The organism is Aurantibacter sp. UH7, from assembly GCF_056839165.1.
The window spans coordinates 3,536,432-3,557,069 of record NZ_CM166388.1 but is presented as its reverse complement, the minus strand read 5'-3'; the positions used below and the strand labels follow the sequence as shown (position 1 = coordinate 3,557,069).

Genomic DNA, 20,638 nt, shown 5'->3' with positions numbered 1-20,638 from the left:
AAAAATTACAAAATATATTCTGCTACAGAAAGGGAATGTATAAATCTAAAGGTTGTATTTAACTTTTAACATAACATACCTGGGCTGAACAACATAGCTAGATGTGCTAAAAAACAACTCGTTAAAACTATCTTGGTTAAGTTCATTCGTATTTAAAAGATTAGTAAGCTCTATTGCATACTCCCACTTGCTATCCTTTTTTTGATACGTTAAACTAGAATTTAAAAATGCATATTCATTATCAACAGTATCAGCTTTATCTTGATAATGGTAATAATTAAAATCTGCTAAAAATATAAAACTCTTCAAAAAAGCAGCATCAAACTCTGCATAAGGTGTATTAGTATAAAATGTAGAAGCCACTCCCCCATTACCATAGTCGTTTATGGCATATTTATATCCTATTTCTAAATTCGGTGCATTTTTAAAACTACTTCCTAGTGAGGCTCTATAATTCTGAGTAAATGATTCAGAAATTCTAGCATCACTATTTACAATATTGTTTAATTTAGAATACGATAGGGCCGCCCTTGTGCTCACTTTTATCTTACCAAAAGTTCGTTGAAAATTACCGCTACCACTCAATATTTCATCTTCAAGATTGGAATTAATTGTACTTCCTACTTGATTAATTCCTGTTATAGTACTATTATTTTTGAAGGCATCCACACGTTTGTTGTAGGTGATATTTGCAAAAATATTTTGCATACTAAACATATTAAAGCTGTAAAAATTTAAAGACAAATTGTGAAACAAAGCACTTTCTAAATCTCTATTTCCTTGATATAAAGAGTTGTAATTGTTGAAAATATAAGCACTTGCGAATTTATCTATATCAGAAAATTGCCGTGTTACATTATAATTAAATCGTAAATTCTCGGATTGTTTAAATTGATAATTTATAAATAAATCCGGCACAATATTTACCATATCGTCAGTAATTTCGGTACCCAATTGTGTATTGATAGCTTTATAACTATGAGCCAATATACCAGGGTTTATTGTAAACTTTCCAGCTATAACTTTGTAGTGTACTCCAGCGTATACATCAGAAAATGTATAATCAACATCATTCACCAAATCGGTATCCGAAAAGGCCAATTCTGAAGTATCATTTAATATCTGAAATATGGAAGAATTAAATTGTTGATTGCTTTGAGTAGTTCCTAAGGTAAAATTTAGATTACTCTTTGGACCTGTTATATAATAGTAATCCCCTTTTAAAACCAATAAATTGGTTTTAATTTTACGATTTTGATTTATATTAAATGCTGATACCGATGTATCTAAAGGCAATACACTTGTAAAAGGCTGAATTTCACGAATAGCATTATAAAATGGATCCTCGTTTTGATATAAATATTCGGCTTCTAACGCTAAAATATTCTTCTCATCAACCGTATAATAGAAGTTTGCATTTTGCTTTATGCTCGAAGGCGTTTGCTCTTTATTCTGAAATATTTGATCCGTAACATCTGCAACGGATAGTGTATTTACGTCTTCGTCTTCGTCAGAAAACTTTGCCAAAATATCATATTCTGCATGTAATTTTTCATTGGGATTATATCCCGCACTAAGCTTTAACAAACCTAAACTAGATGTTTGATTAGTATTTGTTGTTGTAACTTCATTCTGGTTTGTGCTGATAAACGTCCTGCTCGTTAGCGTTTCTAAAGTAGTGTTGTTATATGAATAGATTGCGAAACCACTTAAATCTAAAGAAGGACTCGGTGCATAACTAAAACTTACTGCTCCAAACTTAGAACTAATTTCTTCCGCTTTATTATTTTGCAGTTGAGACAGCCCTAAGCCACCATCCCCTACAGAAAAATTAGTGCCAGTATTCCCCGTTCTACTTCTAAAACCTCCTGTAAAATTTCGATAATCGCGAGAAGTAAATGGAAGCTCTCCTATATTATTAAAATCGGTAAGTATATTAATGCTATATTTTGGACTGTAATAAAAAAGCTTAGGGTGTGCTAAGTATCGTTCATCTAATCCGACACCACCCGTTATTTCACCAAACCAAAAACGTTCTTTCCCTTCCTTTAATTTAATATTTAGGGCTACATTATCTTGATTATTGGTAACTCCTTTAAGTTGAGAAACATCATTAAAATTTCGTAAAACCTCTACCTTATCTAATGCGTTAGCCGGAATATTTTTTGCAGCAAGTTTAGAGTCACCATCGAAAAAATCTTTCCCGTTAACCATAACTTTAGAGACAGTTTTACCCTCTACTTCTATCTCACCATCATCATTAATCTCCACTCCCGGTAAATTCTTTAAAACATCTTCTAGTTTTTTCTCGGTTCCTGTTGAAAAAGCATCCGTATCATAAACAATAGTATCTCCTTTTATTGTAACTGGCATTTCGTAAACTACCTCAACCTCATCTAAACTTTCAGTTTGTTCAAATAAAACAACATTGCGCTGTAAATCAGCTCCACCTACTTCAAGTAATAATTCCTTTGGTTGAAACCCCAAAAAACTAAACTTTAAGTTATAACTTGAATTCTCTTTTACATTAATTTTGTACTCACCATTCTGATTGGTAATTCCAAAACCATCAAGTCCTTTAGTTTCAGAATTTACAGCCACCACATTAGCCATTTCCAATGCAGTTCCAAGACTATCTTTAACAGTGCCTGTTATTGTTATATTTTGAGCCGAAGCAAGTGTATATAGAGCTAAAAACACAGGCAACACCAAGATTCTTAATCGATGAATATTTCTCATTTAAATTGAAATTATAAATTCTGGATAATATTGAATACTCAATTTCCGCGCCCACCTGGTCTACCACCACGATTACCTCCTCTAAATCGCTCAGACATTTCATCCATTTTCTTTAACAGTAGCGCATCATAATCAGATTGGTTTATTTCCTTGCCCTTTTTTGGTGCTGTAATAGCCGTTTTATCATCTGAGTTAAGAACTATTTTTGTACAAAGAATAGCTGTTTTTTCAGAGGTAACTTCTAAAATAAGTCCTGGTAACCCCCAATACTCTCCTGGCCCATTACTAATGGGTATTTCTGGCGTAAACCAAGCGGTAATTATTTCCTCCTTAGCTTCGACAGCATTTAATATATTGTCGTCTGACTTTTCTGCTTTATCCGTTCCTCTTTCCTTATTTCGTTCCCTATCTCGTTCTTTTCTTCTTTTTTCAAACTGACTTTCAATACTTGCAGTATCTTTCGCAATTACTGTGGTTGCCTGATAACATGTGTAATTGCCAATTTTTTTCGTTTCTGTACCCATTACCCAATTAAAGGTCGGAAGTTCATCTTTTATCAAAAACATCTTCCCAAACATTTCAGCTTCTTTGGCATAGGTTTTATCTTGAATGCTCTTATATAACTTGCCATCTCCAGCCGAACCAAAACGAAACCGCCCGCCACGACCACCACCATCTGTGCTAGGAGTTTCTAGTACTTCTTCTTTAATATATGTCGCAGTAGATTTATCGAAAGTAAGTTCAAAAGTTTTCTCTGAAGCTTTTTTCATACGCTCCATAATTCGCTTTCGCTGTGCTTCAGGCATATCTGGTGGACCTCTGAATTCACCTAATGAAGTTTTAGTTTGATATATTGCTTTTCCCTGAAAATCTTGTGCATGTGTAGTTGTAACAATAAGCAGAACAGTGAGTATTGAAAGTATAAGTTTTCTCATTTCTAATGGAAGTTTATATTTAATTATTAGACCTTCAGGAACTCATTTGGTTTAATGCTACTCCCATTCTTTTTTGTTAATATTTAATTAAAGTCAGTTTTTTAGTATTTAAATCTTTAAAAAGAAGAACAACCTTCACATTCCTTAAAACATTATATCTGATACAGTACTACTTTTAAAGCTTTATAAAATACCTTTGCAACTTTAAAAATACATTGTATGGATTTATCGAAAGTAAAGTTGGTTGTTACGGATATGGATGGCACCTTATTGAATTCTAATCACGAAGTTAGCGACCGATTCTTTGAACTTTACCAGGGCCTTAAGCAAAAGGACATTCTTTTTATTGCGGCAAGCGGAAGGCAATACAATAGCATCGTAGACAAACTGTACTCTATAAAAAATGAGATTATTGTTATTGCAGAAAATGGCGGTTTCGCAATGAAGAATAACATCGAGATTTTGTCAACTCCTATGACTAATACTTCCAAAAATAAAATTCTTAAAGTTTTAGAAAACGTCCCCAATGTACATCCCGTACTATGCAGTAAAACCAGTGCATATCTAACAAATTCATCTCCTGAATTTGTTAACAAACTAAAGGAGTATTACACCGAATTCACCATTTTAGAAGACCTAAAAGAACATGATGGTGAGATAATTAAAATCGCAATTTATCATTTCGAAAGCTCCGAAAAACATATTTATCCATCTGTAAAACATTTAGAAGGTGCTTTAAAAGTAAAGGTGTCTGGCGAAAATTGGGTCGATATTTCTAGTCCAAATGCTAATAAAGGTTTTGCATTGGATTTAATTCAAAAGCAATACAATATTACGCCAGCTGAAACAATGGTTTTTGGAGATTTTAATAACGATCTTGAAATGTTGGCGCTAGCAGACTTCAGTTTTGCTATGGAAAATGCACATCCGAATGTTAAAAAAGCGGCTAATTATGCTACCAGCAATAATGATGATTTTGGTGTTGAACGCATTTTGGAGAAATTACTAAAAGCCTAGGTCTTCTGTTTTTTCTTACGCGCTGCTGGAAACAAAACGTTATTTAGAATAAGTCGATATCCTGGTGATGTTGGATGCAGTTCTAACTCTGTTTTGGGATCCCCTACTCTATGTTGGTAATCTTCTGGATCGTGTCCACCATAAAATGTAAAAAAGCCCTTTCCTTTTATACCATGAATATAACGCGCTTCACCGTTTAATTTATTTTCTCCTAAAACCAAAACTGTGGGCTTTACTTCATCTCTTGTAAAAGCTGTTGTTTGGCCCATAAATGCTTTTACCAATGATGTGTGATTTTGACATAGCATGGTAGGTACCGGATCCCACTTTGCTGAGAAATCCATCAATGTAAAATAATCAGATTCTTTTGGAATACCTCCTCTTTTGGATGTCATATCTATACTCGAGAATTCATATTTAACAGGATTTCGTTCTAAAGTAAAATTGGTGAATGCAAAAGTATTCGTAAAATCAAGCTTACTTTGGTAATTTGCATCTGAGGGGTCACCGTCAAACATTGGTTCACAAATATCAACTCCTGCTGCAGCTAATGCAATATCAAAACTATCTGTTGCAGAACACATTGCAAACATAAAACCGCCACCTATAACATAATTCCTAATCTTTAATGCCACGGCTCTCTTTTCCTCGGAAACCTTTTCATAGCCTAATTCTTTTGCAAGTTTCTCAGCATTTTGCTTGCCCTCAATATACCAAGGAGCAGCTCTATAGGCACCGTAAAACTTACCGTATTGCCCTGTAAAATCTTCATGATGCAGATGTAACCAATCGTAAATAGCTAGATTATCATCTAAAACTTCTTTGTCATATATAGTCTCATAAGGAATCTCTGCATAAGTCAAAACCATGGTAACGGCATCATCCCAAGGTTGATTACCATCAGGAGAATACACAGCTATTTTTGGTGCTTTCTCTAATATAACAGCCTCTTTATTTTGTGAAGGACTTGCAATTTCATTTAAAATATTTTGAGCCTGTCCATCAGAAATTATTTCGAAAGAAACGCCCCTAATTTTACATTCTTTTCGAATGTTATCTCCATCTGGCAATAAGAAAGAACCACCTCTATAATTTAATAACCATTGTACCTTTTGTTGTTTGGTTAATACCCAATAGGTTATACCGTATGCTTTTAGATGGTCTTTTTGACTTTCAGCATCCATTGGAATTAAAATATTGGATGCCATTACATTTGTAGTAACAAGTAAAACAAAAACGAAAAGTAATTTCTTCATAGACTAAAAAACAAAATAGAAATTGTTTCTACCATAAAGTTACAACTAATGTTTTAAAGCCTTAAAAACGATAAGATAATCTAAGATAGTTTTAACTAGAAAAATATTCGATTTTGTAGTTTTAAAAAGGAACCTCGCCTACATCTTCGTCAGGTCCATCATTCATACTGCTTCCAAAAACATCATCAGCCGACGGAAGTTGTCTCGCATTAAAAGGGTTTTCATCGCCATCATTCATTTTAGATTGAAACTCAAAAGGTGAATCAAAATCATCGAGGTTATCGAATTTACCGAGGTTACCAATAAACTTCAAACGTATATTTTCTAAACCACCATTACGATGTTTGGCAACAATAAACTCCGCCTGACCTTGCGTTGGTGTACGTTCTTCATCATCCCACTCATCAATTTTGTAGTATTCTGGTCTATAAATAAAAGATACAATATCTGCATCTTGTTCAATCGCACCAGATTCCCTAAGGTCAGAAAGCAAAGGTCTTTTACTACCCCCACGTGTCTCCACAGCACGCGATAACTGCGATAAAGCAATTACAGGGACATTCAATTCTTTAGCTAAGGCTTTTAAGTTCCTCGAAATTGTAGAAATTTCTTGTTCACGGTTACCGCCATGGCTACCACCCGCTGTCATTAATTGTAAGTAATCAATAATTATCAATTTAATACCATGTTGCGAAGCCAAACGTCGTGCTTTCGCTCTAAGGTCAAAAATTGATAATGATGGTGTGTCATCAATAAATAATGGCGCTTTTTCTAAAGATTTTACCTTTACATTTAATTGCTCCCACTCATGTTTCTCTAATTTACCAGTTCTTAGTTTTTCTGAAGACAAACCTGTTTCTGATGAAATTAAACGTGTTATTAATTGTACAGATGACATCTCGCAAGAGAAAAATGCAACAGGAATATTATTGTTAACAGCCATGTTACGAGCCATGGAAAGTGTTAATGCTGTTTTACCCATACCAGGTCGAGCAGCAACAATAATTAAATCACTTGGCTGCCAACCAGAAGTTAACTTATCTACTTTATCAAAACCTGTAGGTATACCACTTAAACCTTCCTTATTTGCAATCTCCTCAATACGTTTCTTAGCTTGTATTACCAAGTTTTGAGCAGTTTCAGCTGGTTGCTTTAAGTTACCTTGAGTAACATCGTATAACTTAGATTCTGCATTATCTAATAAATCAAAAACATCGGTGCTTTCATCATAAGCTTCCTGAATAATTTCGTTAGATATTTTTATCAGTTGTCTTTGAATATATTTCTGTAGAATTATACGCGCATGAAACTCTATATGCGCTGAAGAAGCTACTTTCTGCGTTAGTTTTATTAGATAAAAATCCCCTCCAGAAACATCTAGAAGCCCATCTTTCTTTAACTGACTAGAAACCGTTAATAAGTCGACAGGTTGCGATTCTTGAAATAATTTAAAGATTGCTTCAAAGATATGGCTATGTGCTTCTTTATAAAAAGCATCTTTATGTAGGATATCTATTACTTCATCTACCCCTTTCTTATCAATCATCATAGCACCTAACACAACCTCCTCTAAATCAACTGATTGAGGTGGTATTTTACCTCTTTCGAGGCTTATGATTGTAGACTTGTCAATCTTACGACCGATAAGGGGGTTTGTTTTCTCCATAGTTGCGAAAGTATAGAATTAACCTTTAGTTAACTTTTAGTCTTGTTAACCATTGATCAACATTTCGTTGTTAATAAGTTAGTATTTTATGTTGATATCCAAAAAAAAACCGAAGAAAAAATTCTTCGGTTTTTTTAAGCTTGATAGATTCGAAGATTAGCCGTTAAAAACGCCCATCTCACTGTACTTTTTCATTCGTTGGTCAACCAGCTCTTTTGGTGATAACTTTTTTAAGACTTCAAAAGTTGATGTAATTTTATTTTTCACCGTATCAAAAGTTTTTTCACGATTGCTATGTGCGCCACCTACTGGCTCTTTAATAATCTCATCGATTACTTTAAGTTTTTTACTATCGTTAGCCGTAAGTTTAAGTGCCTCTGCTGCCTGTTCTTTATACTCCCAACTTCTCCATAATATAGAAGAACAATTCTCAGGAGAGATAACAGAATACCATGCATTCTCTAACATTAATATTCTATCACCAACACCAATTCCTAACGCGCCACCAGAAGCTCCTTCACCAATTACAATACAAATAATAGGCACTTTTAGGCGTGTCATTTCTAAAATGTTTCTTGCAATTGCTTCTCCTTGTCCGCGTTCTTCAGCTTCTATACCAGGATAAGCACCAGGTGTATCAATGAAAGCAACTACAGGTACACCAAATTTTTCAGCAGAACGCATTAATCGTAAAGCTTTTCTATATCCTTCAGGATTGGCCATACCGAAATTTCGGTATTGTCTGGTCTTTGTGTTATACCCTTTTTGTTGACCAATAAACATAAAACTTTGATCGCCAATTTTACCAAGACCACCAATCATCGCTTTGTCATCTTTAACAGTACGGTCGCCAAACATTTCTAAAAATGAGTCCCCACAAATAGCATTAATATAATCTAAAGTGTAAGGTCTGTTTGGGTGTCTAGATAATTGAACCCTTTGCCAAGCCGTTAGATTCTTGTAAATATCTTTACGGGTATCATGTAGCTTTTTTTCTATCTGCTTGCAAGTCTCAGTAACATCAACGTCACTTTCTTCGCCAATAATTGCGCATTTCTCTAACTGCTCTTCAAGTTCCTTAATTGGTAACTCAAAATCCAAATATTCCATATTGCTTTAATCGGTTTGTTCGTGATGACAAAGATAGAATTTTAGTTTAATTGACCTTGCCGCTCTTAATCTTTATATTATTTCGATTCTTAAGTACGCCATTTACTACTATAATACCTAAAATAATTATCGCTCCTATATAAAATGTAGGACGCATATGCTCGCTTTCGCCAAATATAATTAAAGCTAAAATAATACCATAAACAGGTTCTAGATTAAGGCTTAATAGAATTGTATACGGACTTATAAAACGCATTGTTTTAACTAATGCGATAAAAGCATAAGCTGTACAAACGGAAGCTAAAATCACCAAATATACAGCATCATTAAAAGATACATTAAAGAAATTAGATGTAAAACTACCATCGTAAAAAAGGTAGCATGTTAAAAACAAGGTTCCTATTCCCATCTCATAAAAACCAATGATTGAAGGTTTTTGTTCTTGAATTAATTTACCATTAATCATCGTAAAAATCACATTCAAAAAAGAAGACAACAATCCCATTAAAATACCTTGGTAATATTGGGTCTCCATATTAAATATGATATAAAGTCCCATAATTATAATTAATCCGAATACTACTTCATACCAAATAATTTTTCGTCTATACCATAAAGGTTCTATTAAAGAACCTAAAAAGGCACCGGTAGACATTGTAATAAGTGCAATGGATATATTGGATATTTTAATCGCTTCAAAAAAAGTTACCCAATGTAAACTTAGGGCTATACCTGCTAAAAGTAATGTTGGTATTCTATTCTTATTTACCTTGAATTTGATTTTACTTAAAAAAATAAAAATACTCACAAATATTGTTGCCAGTAACATTCGGTACCAAACTAAAGGGAGTGCATCTATAGAAATTAATTTTCCTAAAATTGCTGTAAAACCAAAAATGAAAATTAAGAGGTGTAATTGTACGAAGTATTTTGCTTTGGAGCCAGTCTGCATAAATTATCGTTTCGCTCTTTGTAGCAAATAGAAAGCAAGAATTCCAAAGAAAGCATTTGGAACGACAACAGCTACAATGGGCGCAAGCCCCGATTGTTCGGCCAGCGTCCCAAAAACCCGATCGAAGAATATAAATATAAAAGCCACAAAAATACCAAAGGCTAAATTTATTCCCATACCACCACGTCGTTTAACAGATGAAACCGCAACTGCAATTACGGTTAGAATAAAAGCGGAGATTGGCAACGCCCATCGTTTGTACTTCACCAATACATATCTGTTAATATTTGATGCTCCTTTTTCTCTTTGATCTTTAATAAACTTATTTAGTTCAACAAGGTTCTTAGTTTCGGCAACATATGAAACTGGTGTAAGGTCATTAATCTTAAATGGGAAAATGGTATCCAATCTTCTTTTAGATTCTAAAATTTCGACACCATCAACTATAGTTCGTTGTTTAAATGATGTTAGTCGGTATACACTATCTTTTTCTACCCATCTAATATTGGCGGCCGCCATTTTAAATTTTAAATTATTTTCTTCATCAAAGCGTTCAAATGTAAAATTATAACCAATTTGCCTAGCTGGGTCAAAACTACTTACGTAGATAAAATCACTCTTATTCAGTTGATTAAAAATGTTGTCAGTGACTCTGTCTGCACCACCTCGCTTTAGATATTTATATTTAAATTCATTAAAACCAAGACTGGCTTTAGGTACTAAATACATACTCATTACAAACATTAGCGAAGCTACAATAGAAGCTCCCATTAAGTACGGTCTTAAGAACCTGCCATAAGAAACACCTGAACTAAGAATAGCCACAATTTCTGTATTGGATGCTAATTTAGAAGTAAAGAAAATTATAGAAAGAAATAAGAATATTGGTAATAATTGACTACCTATATATATAGTAAAGTTTCCGAAGTACTCAATAATCTCATTTAACGGTGCTTCATTATCTTGCATTTTACCAATTTGCTCGGCTAAATGCGCCATAATACTAATTGGAATGAATAGCAAAATCATCACCGCAAAGGTGAGTAAGTAACGTTTTAATATGTACTTATCAAGAATTGTCAAATTAGAGTCGTTTGTCCATTTGTTTGACCATTTTGTTTTTCCATTCGGCAAAATCTCCCACTAAAATATGTTTTCTAGCTTCACGAACCAACCACATATAAAATCCTAGGTTGTGAACGGTTGCTATTTGCCCTCCTAAATATTCATTGGCGGCAAACAAATGTCGTAAATATGCTTTGGAATAATCTGTATCTACATATGTAATGCCCATTTCATCAATAGGAGAAAAATCATCTTCCCACTTTTTGTTCTTTATATTGATGGTTCCATGTGCGGTAAACAACATTCCGTTACGCGCATTTCTTGTTGGCATAACACAATCGAACATATCTATTCCCAACGCAATATTTTCTAATATATTTATAGGCGTACCTACACCCATCAAATATCTCGGCTTATCTTCAGGTAAAATTTCGCAAACAACTTCAGTCATTGCATACATTTCATCCGCTGGCTCCCCTACTGACAATCCGCCAATGGCGTTACCTTCTGCTCCAGCATTTGCAATATACTCCGCAGATTGTCTACGTAAGTCTTTATAAGTTGAGCCCTGAACTATTGGAAAAAATGTTTGCTCATAATCATATTCAAAAGGTGTCTTTTGTAAATGATTTATACAACGATCCAACCACCTATGGGTCATATGCATCGAGCGCTTAGCATAATTATAATCGCATGGATAAGGTGTACACTCATCAAAAGCCATAATAATATCAGCACCAATAACACGCTGAATTTCCATAACATTTTCTGGAGTGAATGTGTGTAAAGAACCATCAATATGTGATTTAAACTTTACACCTTCTTCCTTTATCTTTCTATTGGCTGAAAGCGAATATACTTGATAGCCACCACTATCTGTTAGAATATTTCGGTCCCAACCCATAAATTTATGCAAGCCTCCAGCTTGTTTAATAATATCAATTTTGGGTCTGAGAAATAAATGATAGGTATTACCCAATATAATATCAGGATTAATATCTTCACGTAATTCACGTTGGTGTACCCCTTTAACAGTAGCTACTGTGCCAACCGGCATAAAAATTGGAGTTTCAATTTTTCCGTGGTCTGTAATAAGAGTTGTAGCTCTCGCTTTACTCTTTGGATCTGTATGTTCTAAAGTAAATTTCAAAAGTTCAGTTTCAATCGGCAAAGATAATCAACTGTACTGCACAAAATCCTTAAGAAAAAAATAAAGTTATTTTCGAAAATAACTGTTAATAAATTGCATTTTTCATGGGGTGTAACCACTAAAGATTACCTATTTTTGATGTCGAAAAAATATTGAAATGGCAGCAGTGCAAGAATTACAAGATTTAGTAGTGCAAGTAAGAAGAGATATTCTTCGGATGGTACATAAGGTAAATTCAGGTCATCCTGGGGGTTCATTAGGTTGTACAGAGTTTATGGTGGCGCTCTACAATGAAGTTATGGAGCTTAAAGAAGGTTTTGATATGGATGGAATAGGCGAAGACCTTTTCTTTTTATCAAACGGACATATATCACCCGTTTTTTACAGTGTATTGGCTAGAAGAGGATATTTTCCTGTAGAAGAACTTAGCACATTTAGATTGATAAATTCTAGACTGCAAGGGCACCCAACTACGCACGAAGGATTGCCTGGCGTACGTATTGCATCTGGATCATTAGGTCAGGGTATGTCTGTTGCTATCGGTGCTGCTCAAGCTAAAAAGCTGAACAACGATTCAAATTTGGTGTATAGTCTACATGGTGATGGAGAATTGCAAGAAGGTCAGAACTGGGAAGCAATTATGTATGCCGCAGGAAAAAAGGTAGATAATCTTATCGCTACTATCGACTTAAACGGCCAACAAATAGACGGCTCTACGGACGATGTATTGCCAATGGGAGATATAAGAGCAAAGTTTGAAGCTTTTGGTTGGGATGTTTTAGATATAGAAGAAGGAAACAATTTAGAAGCAATTCTAAAAGGTATGCAAGAAGCAAAAAGTAGAACTGGTAAAGGAAAACCAGTTTGTGTGTTATTACATACAATAATGGGTAATGGTGTAGATTTTATGATGTACACGCATGCCTGGCATGGTAAAGCACCTAGCGATGAACAGTTAGAAAATGCTTTAGGCCAAAACCCAGCTACCTTAGGAGACTATTAGGCCTAAGTCCAAAAGCTGTAATTAAAAAGATTAAGATTAAAAGATTCTTGTTTACACAAGAATGAAACAAAACTATAATGACAAAATACGTAGACCAAGGCAAAAACGACACAAGAAGCGGATATGGTGCAGCTATGACCGAATTAGGAAGAACGAACCCTAATGTGGTGGCTCTTTGTGCCGATTTGGTAGGATCATTAAAAATTCAACCTTTTATTGATGAAAACCCAGAGCGTTTTTTTCAAATCGGAATTGCTGAAGCTAATATGATGGGAATTGCGGCCGGACTTACTATCGGTGGGAAAATACCATTTACAGGTACTTTTGCAAATTTCTCTACAGGTCGAGTTTATGACCAAATACGTCAATCGATTGCTTATTCGGGTAAAAATGTGAAAATCTGTGCATCACATGCAGGTATAACTTTAGGTGAAGATGGTGCTACACACCAGATTCTTGAAGATATCGGAATGATGAAAATGTTACCAGGCATGGTGGTTATTAATCCTTGTGATTTTAACCAAACAAAAGCAGCTACTTTAGCAATTGCTGAATACGAAGGGCCTGTGTATTTGAGATTTGGTAGACCAAAAGTTGCCAATTTTACTCCTGTAGATCAAAAATTTGAAATCGGTAAAGCACTCATGCTAAGCGAAGGTAGCGATGTTACAATTATTGCTACAGGTCATTTAGTATGGGAATCTTTAATTGCTGCGGAAAACTTAGAGAAACAAGGAATTTCTGCGGAGGTAATTAACATCCATACTATTAAACCACTCGATAAAGAAGCCGTGTTAAAGTCTGTTAAAAAAACTGGTTGTGTTGTTACTGCCGAAGAACATAATTATCTGGGAGGCCTTGGAGAAAGTATTGCAAGAGTGCTTGCTACTCAGCATCCTACACCGCAAGAATTTGTTGCTACACAAGATACTTTTGGTGAAAGTGGTACTCCTGCGCAACTTATGGAGAAATATGGTCTCAACAATAAAGCAATTGAGAAAGCCGTTTTAAAAGTATTGAAAAGAAAATAACAATGGTATCGTTTTTGATACTGTTGTAGTATTAAAAACGAGATCATTATGCAATGGGCTAATTAGAAGTTTTTAAATCTAAGCTTATTTTTGGCGAGTTACATTTGACCGTTTTAAGTGGAACATTAAAAATGGAACAAATGAAAGTACTACGAACAACCCTACTAGTAGCTGTTTTTGCGTTTTTAAGCACAACAGTATTTGCACAAAGCGGTTCTGGATTTGGAATTACTGGTGGCCTTAATTATGGCGGCAATGGTAATTACTTTGAATCTGCAGAAGCAGCCGCGAAAGACCCAGACAAGAATATTGGATACCATGTAGGTGTCTTTGGTAAAATTGGAAACCGATTCTTTTTTAGACCTGAATTAGTGTATACCAAAACACAATCTGATTACGGCGATGAGGCATTAGACATCACTAGATTGGATGCACCCATGTTAGTTGGCGTAAAAGTTATTGGCCCGTTAAATGTTTTTGCTGGTCCTGCTTTTCAATACATCTTAGATTCAGAATTTGAAGGTATTAGTATCGAAGAAATTGATAGTGACTTCAGTGTTGGTCTACAAATTGGCGCCGGAGTAAATCTTGGAAAATTAGGTATAGACCTTCGGTACGAACGAGGTTTTAGTGAAAATGAAGCTAAATTCATCAATACAAATATTGCTGCATTACCGAATAGTCGCGTAGACACACGACCCGACCAATTGGTTCTAAGTGCATCAATTAAATTCTAAAGTTTTACCCCATAAAAAAAGCCCTCATAAATTTAAATTATGTGGGCTTTTTTTATGTTCTATTTTCAATAGCCTAACTATCAGCATCTAGATAGTCTGGTGTACCATCACCATCAGTATCAGGATATGGCTTAATAATATTACCATTTTCATCTGAAATCTCTTCTAAAGTAGAATCACCATCTCCATCGTCATCTGCATCATTATAATTAGCAATAAAAAAGGAAACTTCTAAATCAGCATCAGTGTTGTCATTATTTAAGTTACCATCACCATCCAAATCTTCTTCAATGTTGGGTATTCCATCTTCATCAGAATCTGTATCAGGTAAAAATGACAATAAATCAATTTTAAATATTAACGGACTATATGAAGGAATTAACGCAGACGTTGAAGAACTATAGTATCCTAATGCAGATGGCATAATAACCATTCCAATACCATAATCTTCATAACTAACGGTACCATCTCCATTTTCTATCGGTCCTGTACCAGATTTTAATTTAGTAACCCCATTACCAAAACCGCGAACAACTCCCGAAAGGTTAAATACTGTAGGTGTAGTACCTGAATCGAAAACAGTGTTATCTAACAACGAACCCTCATAGGTTACAAATGCGTTATCTCCAATAGTAGGATTCTCTCCTACCCCTTCTCTAGCAACTAAAAAATACAATGTATGATCAATTAAACCTTCTTCTTCAGTAACTTCTACAGCTATGGTTGTAGTTTCTACAAAATCGGCTAAAGGTGTTTTGGATGCATTATCACCCACAATTGTATCAATTACTATTTTATAATTAAAATCCTCAGTCGGATTAGCAAATTCTTCATAATTATAAAAATGAGTATTTAAATATGCTTGTATGGCTGCTTCATCGGTAACAATGGTTTCAGACAGGGTTTGCACAGGTATAGTAGTAACTGTCTCGTCGTCGTCATTATTACAGGATACTATGCTTATTAATAGTATTAAAAGATAAAAGATTCTTTTCAATTGCATGCTTTTCTTTTTTACAGGGCGCAAGATACAATTTTCCACTATTTTCGTTGAACCCTTAACAAAGAATTGTAACAACTTATGCGCATTGATAAATACTTATGGTGTACTCGCTATTTTAAAACGCGAAATCAAGCTACTGAGGCCTGTAAAAAAGGACATATAAAAATCAAAGGGCAGATTGTAAAACCTGCACGAGAAGTGTATCCTATGGATGAAGTTATTGTTCGCAAAAATCAAATTGACTATCAATTGGTAGTTGTAGACATTCCAAAAAGTCGTGTTGGTGCCAAATTGGTTGATATCTATCGAAAAGACACTACCCCTATAGAAGCATTTGAGCATGCAGAACTTTTAAGACATGCTAAGGAACATTATCGTAAACAAGGAGCCGGTAGACCCACTAAAAAAGATCGTAGAGATATAGACAACTATACCAATACAGAAGATGAAAACAGTGAAGAATAAACTGGCTTTGATTATATTTGAATAGATTTTTTGAATATGGACAATCAGATTCTTTCGCATCAGCAAATTCAGCATAAGGTAAAACGTATTGCCTATCAAATTTATGAGGCTAATGTTGAGGAAAAGACAATTATTATAGCTGGTATAGAAGGTGGTGGACTTAAACTAGCTCAGAAATTGGGTGCTATACTTAAAAAAATTACTGAAGCTGAAATAATCATCTGTAAAGTATCTATGGATAAAAAGAATCCGCTTAAAAGTGGGGTTCAGACATCTATTTCCGAAGATGAATATATAAACAAGTCGGTGGTAATTGTTGACGATGTACTTAATTCAGGTACTACGCTCATTTATGGCGTCCATCATTTTTTAGAAACACCCTTACGCCAATTAAAAACAGCTGTTCTTGTAAATAGAAATCATAAAAAATACCCTGTAAAGGCCGACTACAAAGGCATCTCTCTATCTACTTCTTTACATGTACATGTACATGTAAGATTTGAAGCTAAGAATGATAGTGTTTATTTAGATTAGTATTTCCTCAATTTCAAATACTATTTCTTGAACTAATTTAGCATCGCATTCAATGGTGTAATTCGCTTTTTGATAAAACATACTTCGCTCAAAAAGATGTTTCCCTACAAATTCTGGCAAATCATCATCCGGAATATTCTTTATCAACGGGCGTTCACTTTTTTCTTTCTGAAGTCTTTGTGCTAAACCAATTACAGATACTTTTAAATAAATAACATTCTCGGTTAATGCTAATATATCTTCCATATTATTGCCATAACATGGCGTACCACCACCTAACGACAAAATAACGTCATCACCTGTTTCTAACGCTTTAACAACATATTCCGATTCTTTTTTTCGAAAATAGATCTCTCCTTTTTTTTTAAACAACTGTGGAATAGTCATTTCTTCTTTTTCTTCTATAAATGTGTCAAGATCTAGAAAAGTAAACTTCAACTTTTCTGCCAATTGCTTACCAACAGTACTCTTACCACTGCCCATATATCCAAGTAAGACGATTTTCATGTTCTCAATTTTTCGTAAAAATGAATTATTTTATATTGATATCAAAGTAAAGTGGACTCAAATTATTTTAAGTTTTATTGCCTTATAAATACTGCTATAACAGGCACTTACAACTATTATCAAAATCTATTGATTATTTTTTCTAAATAAAGTTTCATTAATTAATTAATGATCTTATATTTGCAGCCGCTAATCGAGGAAACTTAGTTAGTTATTTTTGACAATATGACCTGGTAGCTCAGTTGGTAGAGCATCTCCCTTTTAAGGAGAGGGTCCTGGGTTCGAGCCCCAGCCAGGTCACCATTCGAAACCAAAACCTTGTTAATCTTATGATTAGCAAGGTTTTTTTTTGCACGTTATTTTGACTTTCATCTTAAGTATAATTGAAGACGTCAACTATGCTACTATTCTTAATTCTTCTTTGGATTCATGCACAACAATTCGTGTTATAATCGTAAAAAGATTAAGGCTGTAGCAAAAAATCGGGACAGAACAAAGGCAGAATGAAAAACACGAACAAAAAGAACATGAAGGCCCATAGTGCTCCCATTAAAAGCGGATACAATAAAATACCTCCCTTTGCTTTCGGGTTCAACGAATGTGCAATCAAGCCATGTATGCCCATACTCAAAAAAGTAAAAATAAACCCTGCTGTTACTATCAAGAATAACTTTGAATGCGTCTCTTTAATGGAATACAGATAAATACCCAATCCTAATGCAAATGCTATTACGATACTATAAATTCTTCTAGCCATAATTAATGTATTAAAGTGCTGCTTTAAAATAAAAGAGTTGATGGTTGGCTCCCCTAAAACTTAAGAGTGGAATCCTACCGTATGATTCCATCTTTTTTACAAGATCTCGATGGAACCATTTTTTTAAGATGCTTTTGTGTTCTCTTTCCAACATAACCATCAAATCTGCATTCATATCTCCCAGATAGATTCTAAGAGCGTCAAAAACATTCTCTGTGAATATTAGCTCAAATTCCATTTTCTTATAAGTAACTTTCTCATGCAGCATCCCTTTGAACCATTCCATTTGCATCTCTCCCTTGTATTCTTCTTTGGTGGAGATATGAACGACTTTTATTTCTGCATCTAATTGCTCGGCTATTTCTGCTAATTTTCGAATAGCGTATACATCCTCTTCCTCAAAATCGGTAGCGTAAACGATAGTTTTAATCAGCATATGGCTGGCGTCCGAAGGAACCGACAAAATAGGGCAAGGAGCTTTCTCGATGAGATGTTTGGTCGTGCTTCCCATTAGCATTTCGCGAAGTGCACTTCCACCTTTCATTCCAATAACGATTAAATAGGCATGCCATTCGTCTGCTACCGAGATAATTCCTTTTACAACGGACTTGTTCTCAATAGCTTCCAATTGTATGTTCGGAGCTTTCCAAACTTTACTCAAATGCTCTTCGCAGAAACGCTCTAATTTCGCTCGATGCGATTTAAAGGCACTTTCCTCCAAATGTGGAAAGGGTTCATCAAGCCCTTCCGTTCCTAAAACGGTAGGGTAATCGAACACATGGGTAATTACTAAACGTGTTTCCATCTGTTCTGACATCTTGTAGGCATACTTTAATGCTGCTACAGAATTTTCTGAATAATCGGTGGCATATAGAATTGTTTTCACTTGAATGTGATTTTAAATTTATTTATCAAAGCTATAACTCATATAAGAAAAAACAAATGACCTAAGTCATACTAGTATTAAATCTATCCTGAAATTGGATTTATTAAACACCTTTAAAAGCATGTATTTTTATTTATGCTCCTTCATCACTACTAAAGAGTCGGTTTCACGCTCTATGCTTTTATCAAGTCTTTTGTTCGACAAACCGATTAAGCTTCTTAAAAACCCATGAACAAGTGCAATCGGTATTAATAGAATACCCACTATCAACATTCCTAATTCATAGCATAAGGAACTATCTTTGTAAGGTTTTCCTTTAAGTCTAGATTGGAACGCACTATATGGAATTCCGTACATATTGCCTACAATCATAATTTGTACAGCGGAGAGCATAATACGTGCCTCTTTTTCACCATATTCCATTACTATGGAATCGTAAGCATATTTCTTAGGATACCCCCTTGAGTCAGCAAAATGTTGAGCGAACATAATCGCTTTTGCTTCTTCAGGCTTGATAAATTCCGCTCCTCCGCTTAAAAAACTACTTATTTCTTCACCACTCATACCTTGCTGCAAGGCCATTTTTGTATGTTGGTATGAGCAGACTGGGCAGCCATTTACTTCGGTTACGGCTAATTGTAAGCGCCTCAAAAAATCAGCGTCCACCAATTTATTTTTATGGTTCTTGATTAACGTTGTAACTGCTATGGGAAGGTAAATAAAGGCACGGTACATTTCCCATAAACTGAACTTATTTTTAAATTCACTCCTTGCGCTTATCGCTTCAGATATACTAAAATCCGCTTTCATAAATAGTCATTTTAGTTTCATTTCCATCCTTAGTTTTCATGTAGGATTCTTTAAGGTGAAAATCTGTAGAAACGAAAAATAAACTTCGATTTCACTTTTTATTATTGCAGTTTTGGTTTAATAATTTTCCAATGTTGATTCTTATCTTTAATTGCCAACAAGGAGTCTGAAATCATTTTAGCTTCCAATTCAGGTAGCTTAAATAATTTTTTTGACATTACAATATTATTACGTTCCTGGATAGGCCATAGAAGCTCCCCTGAAGTATTAACGATTACTTCGGTAAAAGCATAATCATAAATATTAAGTTGAAACGGGTTTTTTCCGCGCAGCGATTTACTTTCATAAATACCGATAGCAATACCATTATTAAAATGGCTAACATTTATAAATTCAGGCTCAATAGCAACCTTGCCTGACGTATCAATAAATCCATATTTCGGAATTCCTTCATCATTATATCCTTTAATAATGCAAAGGCCATCGCTAAATTTAGGATATGTAAGACTTTCTATTCCCAAACTTGATTTATTAGCTTCTTTGTTCCAAACTAAGTCATCTCTAAACCCTATAACCAATATACCCGTGGCATCAATAAACCCCCATTGATTTCCTTTTCTAACAGCCGCTAGTCCTTCGTGAAATGGAGCCACTTCATTGAGATCGTCAATTATCGGTTTATTTAACTCATCTAAAGATTGACCGAAACTAAAAAGAGATACTGTCATACATAATGTAATAATATAAAATCGTTTCATTTTAATAAGTTTTATTGTTCAAAAATAAAGGTACATCTTACCTTCTTTTTGAATAATGACATAGGTCATATCTATGGTTTTCTAAAATTATTTTGTTCCTAATTTTTAGTGTATACTTACCAAATCTTTTTACTACTATGATTAAACTAACTTTTTAAACAATTTCGGCAATAGAACAAAAAAAGTAGTGTTCATAAGATCAATCTCCAGTTTACAATTGTAATTCCCACACCTTGGCAAACTGTTATTTAATTTAT

At 34.4% G+C, this 20,638-nt stretch carries 20 protein-coding genes and 1 tRNA gene; 7 read left to right on the top strand and 14 right to left on the bottom strand.

Going from position 1 to position 20,638, the window contains the following annotated elements:
- Positions 1 to 45: 45 nt before the first annotated feature.
- Together UH7x_RS15100 and UH7x_RS15095 are read right to left on the bottom strand one after the other, a co-directional pair.
- Positions 46 to 2,739: a carboxypeptidase-like regulatory domain-containing protein gene (locus UH7x_RS15100; protein WP_482360752.1), complete on the bottom strand. Its 2,694-nt coding sequence runs from the start codon at positions 2,737 to 2,739 to the stop codon at positions 46 to 48.
- A gap of 38 nt (positions 2,740 to 2,777) precedes the next feature.
- On the bottom strand, positions 2,778 to 3,674 hold the full coding sequence (locus UH7x_RS15095) for a GLPGLI family protein (RefSeq protein WP_482360751.1): 897 nt from the start codon (positions 3,672 to 3,674) through the stop codon (positions 2,778 to 2,780).
- Positions 3,675 to 3,893: 219 nt separating this feature from the next.
- Between UH7x_RS15095 and UH7x_RS15090 the strand changes: the two genes are divergently transcribed.
- Positions 3,894 to 4,691 carry an HAD family hydrolase gene (locus UH7x_RS15090; RefSeq protein WP_482360750.1) on the top strand — a complete coding sequence of 266 codons (798 nt, stop codon included), beginning with the start codon at positions 3,894 to 3,896 and terminating at the stop codon, positions 4,689 to 4,691.
- On the opposite strand, the gene UH7x_RS15085 is transcribed toward UH7x_RS15090, so the two are convergent.
- From UH7x_RS15085 to tgt, 6 genes are all read right to left on the bottom strand, one after another.
- Positions 4,688 to 5,947 carry an asparagine synthetase B gene (locus UH7x_RS15085; protein ID WP_482360749.1) on the bottom strand — a complete coding sequence of 420 codons (1,260 nt, stop codon included), beginning with the start codon at positions 5,945 to 5,947 and terminating at the stop codon, positions 4,688 to 4,690. The two genes, UH7x_RS15090 and UH7x_RS15085, sit on opposite strands and share 4 nt — an antisense overlap.
- 121 nt (positions 5,948 to 6,068) lie before the next feature.
- Positions 6,069 to 7,613: a replicative DNA helicase gene (gene dnaB / locus UH7x_RS15080; RefSeq protein WP_482360748.1), complete on the bottom strand. Its 1,545-nt coding sequence runs from the start codon at positions 7,611 to 7,613 to the stop codon at positions 6,069 to 6,071.
- A 156-nt stretch (positions 7,614 to 7,769) separates the two neighbouring features.
- A complete protein-coding gene (locus UH7x_RS15075) occupies positions 7,770 to 8,723 on the bottom strand; it encodes an acetyl-CoA carboxylase carboxyltransferase subunit alpha (protein WP_482360747.1) in 954 nt (317 codons plus the stop codon).
- A 46-nt stretch (positions 8,724 to 8,769) separates the two neighbouring features.
- The gene (locus tag UH7x_RS15070) at positions 8,770 to 9,675 is read right to left on the bottom strand and encodes a DMT family transporter (protein ID WP_482360746.1); all 906 of its coding nucleotides are present in this window, start codon (positions 9,673 to 9,675) and stop codon (positions 8,770 to 8,772) included.
- A gap of 3 nt (positions 9,676 to 9,678) precedes the next feature.
- A complete protein-coding gene (locus UH7x_RS15065) occupies positions 9,679 to 10,758 on the bottom strand; it encodes an LptF/LptG family permease (protein WP_482360745.1) in 1,080 nt (359 codons plus the stop codon).
- Position 10,759: 1 nt separating this feature from the next.
- Complete coding sequence (tgt, locus tag UH7x_RS15060) at positions 10,760 to 11,890, bottom strand: tRNA guanosine(34) transglycosylase Tgt (RefSeq protein WP_482360744.1); 1,131 nt, start codon at positions 11,888 to 11,890, stop codon at positions 10,760 to 10,762.
- 157 nt (positions 11,891 to 12,047) lie between these two features.
- On the opposite strand from tgt, the gene UH7x_RS15055 reads away from it, so the two are divergent.
- The 3 genes from UH7x_RS15055 (at position 12,048) to UH7x_RS15045 (ending at position 14,661) form a co-directional block, all read left to right on the top strand.
- Positions 12,048 to 12,893, top strand: a complete 846-nt coding sequence (locus UH7x_RS15055; protein WP_482360743.1) for a transketolase — start codon at positions 12,048 to 12,050, stop codon at positions 12,891 to 12,893.
- A 77-nt stretch (positions 12,894 to 12,970) separates the two neighbouring features.
- Positions 12,971 to 13,924, top strand: coding sequence for a transketolase family protein (locus tag UH7x_RS15050; protein ID WP_482360742.1), 954 nt, complete (start codon positions 12,971 to 12,973; stop codon positions 13,922 to 13,924).
- Positions 13,925 to 14,064: 140 nt separating this feature from the next.
- Positions 14,065 to 14,661 (top strand): outer membrane beta-barrel protein, encoded by a 597-nt coding sequence (locus UH7x_RS15045; RefSeq protein ID WP_482360741.1) that lies wholly within the window; start codon positions 14,065 to 14,067, stop codon positions 14,659 to 14,661.
- A gap of 73 nt (positions 14,662 to 14,734) precedes the next feature.
- Here the strand turns inward: UH7x_RS15045 and UH7x_RS15040 are convergent, their stop codons facing one another.
- Positions 14,735 to 15,664, bottom strand: coding sequence for an FKBP-type peptidyl-prolyl cis-trans isomerase (locus tag UH7x_RS15040; RefSeq protein WP_482360740.1), 930 nt, complete (start codon positions 15,662 to 15,664; stop codon positions 14,735 to 14,737).
- A 78-nt stretch (positions 15,665 to 15,742) separates the two neighbouring features.
- Between UH7x_RS15040 and UH7x_RS15035 the strand changes: the two genes are divergently transcribed.
- Both UH7x_RS15035 and UH7x_RS15030 read left to right on the top strand, forming a co-directional pair.
- A complete protein-coding gene (locus UH7x_RS15035) occupies positions 15,743 to 16,129 on the top strand; it encodes an RNA-binding S4 domain-containing protein (RefSeq protein ID WP_482360739.1) in 387 nt (128 codons plus the stop codon).
- Between the two features lie 36 nt (positions 16,130 to 16,165).
- Positions 16,166 to 16,663 (top strand): phosphoribosyltransferase family protein, encoded by a 498-nt coding sequence (locus UH7x_RS15030; RefSeq protein ID WP_482360738.1) that lies wholly within the window; start codon positions 16,166 to 16,168, stop codon positions 16,661 to 16,663.
- Here UH7x_RS15030 and UH7x_RS15025 read toward each other — a convergent pair.
- On the bottom strand, positions 16,655 to 17,170 hold the full coding sequence (locus UH7x_RS15025) for a shikimate kinase (protein WP_482360737.1): 516 nt from the start codon (positions 17,168 to 17,170) through the stop codon (positions 16,655 to 16,657). The two genes, UH7x_RS15030 and UH7x_RS15025, sit on opposite strands and share 9 nt — an antisense overlap.
- Positions 17,171 to 17,397: 227 nt before the next feature.
- On the opposite strand from UH7x_RS15025, the gene UH7x_RS15020 reads away from it, so the two are divergent.
- Positions 17,398 to 17,473: transfer RNA gene (locus UH7x_RS15020), tRNA-Lys, on the top strand.
- Positions 17,474 to 17,633: 160 nt separating this feature from the next.
- On the opposite strand, the gene UH7x_RS15015 is transcribed toward UH7x_RS15020, so the two are convergent.
- The 4 genes from UH7x_RS15015 to UH7x_RS15000 all read right to left on the bottom strand — a co-directional run bounded on the left by UH7x_RS15015 (position 17,634) and on the right by UH7x_RS15000 (position 20,381).
- Entirely contained in the window at positions 17,634 to 17,927 is a 294-nt protein-coding gene (locus UH7x_RS15015) for a hypothetical protein (protein WP_482360736.1), read from the bottom strand.
- A 10-nt stretch (positions 17,928 to 17,937) separates the two neighbouring features.
- Complete coding sequence (locus UH7x_RS15010) at positions 17,938 to 18,813, bottom strand: universal stress protein (protein WP_482360735.1); 876 nt, start codon at positions 18,811 to 18,813, stop codon at positions 17,938 to 17,940.
- 129 nt (positions 18,814 to 18,942) lie between these two features.
- Positions 18,943 to 19,479 (bottom strand): carboxymuconolactone decarboxylase family protein, encoded by a 537-nt coding sequence (locus UH7x_RS15005; protein ID WP_482360734.1) that lies wholly within the window; start codon positions 19,477 to 19,479, stop codon positions 18,943 to 18,945.
- A 245-nt stretch (positions 19,480 to 19,724) separates the two neighbouring features.
- Complete coding sequence (locus tag UH7x_RS15000) at positions 19,725 to 20,381, bottom strand: WG repeat-containing protein (protein WP_482360733.1); 657 nt, start codon at positions 20,379 to 20,381, stop codon at positions 19,725 to 19,727.
- Positions 20,382 to 20,638: the final 257 nt, after the last annotated feature.

Excerpts from the sequence above, each read along its gene's own strand:
- UH7x_RS15000 (WP_482360733.1), bottom strand. The coding sequence starts at position 20,381 with ATGAAACGATTTTATATTATTACATTATGTATGACAGTATCTCTTTTT.
- UH7x_RS15090 (WP_482360750.1), top strand. The coding sequence starts at position 3,894 with ATGGATTTATCGAAAGTAAAGTTGGTTGTTACGGATATGGATGGCACC.
- UH7x_RS15040 (WP_482360740.1), bottom strand. The coding sequence starts at position 15,664 with ATGCAATTGAAAAGAATCTTTTATCTTTTAATACTATTAATAAGCATA.
- UH7x_RS15030 (WP_482360738.1), top strand. The coding sequence starts at position 16,166 with ATGGACAATCAGATTCTTTCGCATCAGCAAATTCAGCATAAGGTAAAA.
- dnaB (WP_482360748.1), bottom strand. The coding sequence starts at position 7,613 with ATGGAGAAAACAAACCCCCTTATCGGTCGTAAGATTGACAAGTCTACA.
- UH7x_RS15045 (WP_482360741.1), top strand. The coding sequence starts at position 14,065 with ATGAAAGTACTACGAACAACCCTACTAGTAGCTGTTTTTGCGTTTTTA.
- UH7x_RS15025 (WP_482360737.1), bottom strand. The coding sequence starts at position 17,170 with ATGAAAATCGTCTTACTTGGATATATGGGCAGTGGTAAGAGTACTGTT.
- UH7x_RS15100 (WP_482360752.1), bottom strand. The coding sequence starts at position 2,739 with ATGAGAAATATTCATCGATTAAGAATCTTGGTGTTGCCTGTGTTTTTA.
- UH7x_RS15070 (WP_482360746.1), bottom strand. The coding sequence starts at position 9,675 with ATGCAGACTGGCTCCAAAGCAAAATACTTCGTACAATTACACCTCTTA.
- UH7x_RS15085 (WP_482360749.1), bottom strand. The coding sequence starts at position 5,947 with ATGAAGAAATTACTTTTCGTTTTTGTTTTACTTGTTACTACAAATGTA.
- UH7x_RS15015 (WP_482360736.1), bottom strand. The coding sequence starts at position 17,927 with ATGGCTAGAAGAATTTATAGTATCGTAATAGCATTTGCATTAGGATTG.
- UH7x_RS15095 (WP_482360751.1), bottom strand. The coding sequence starts at position 3,674 with ATGAGAAAACTTATACTTTCAATACTCACTGTTCTGCTTATTGTTACA.
- UH7x_RS15050 (WP_482360742.1), top strand. The coding sequence starts at position 12,971 with ATGACAAAATACGTAGACCAAGGCAAAAACGACACAAGAAGCGGATAT.
- UH7x_RS15055 (WP_482360743.1), top strand. The coding sequence starts at position 12,048 with ATGGCAGCAGTGCAAGAATTACAAGATTTAGTAGTGCAAGTAAGAAGA.
- UH7x_RS15075 (WP_482360747.1), bottom strand. The coding sequence starts at position 8,723 with ATGGAATATTTGGATTTTGAGTTACCAATTAAGGAACTTGAAGAGCAG.
- UH7x_RS15035 (WP_482360739.1), top strand. The coding sequence starts at position 15,743 with ATGCGCATTGATAAATACTTATGGTGTACTCGCTATTTTAAAACGCGA.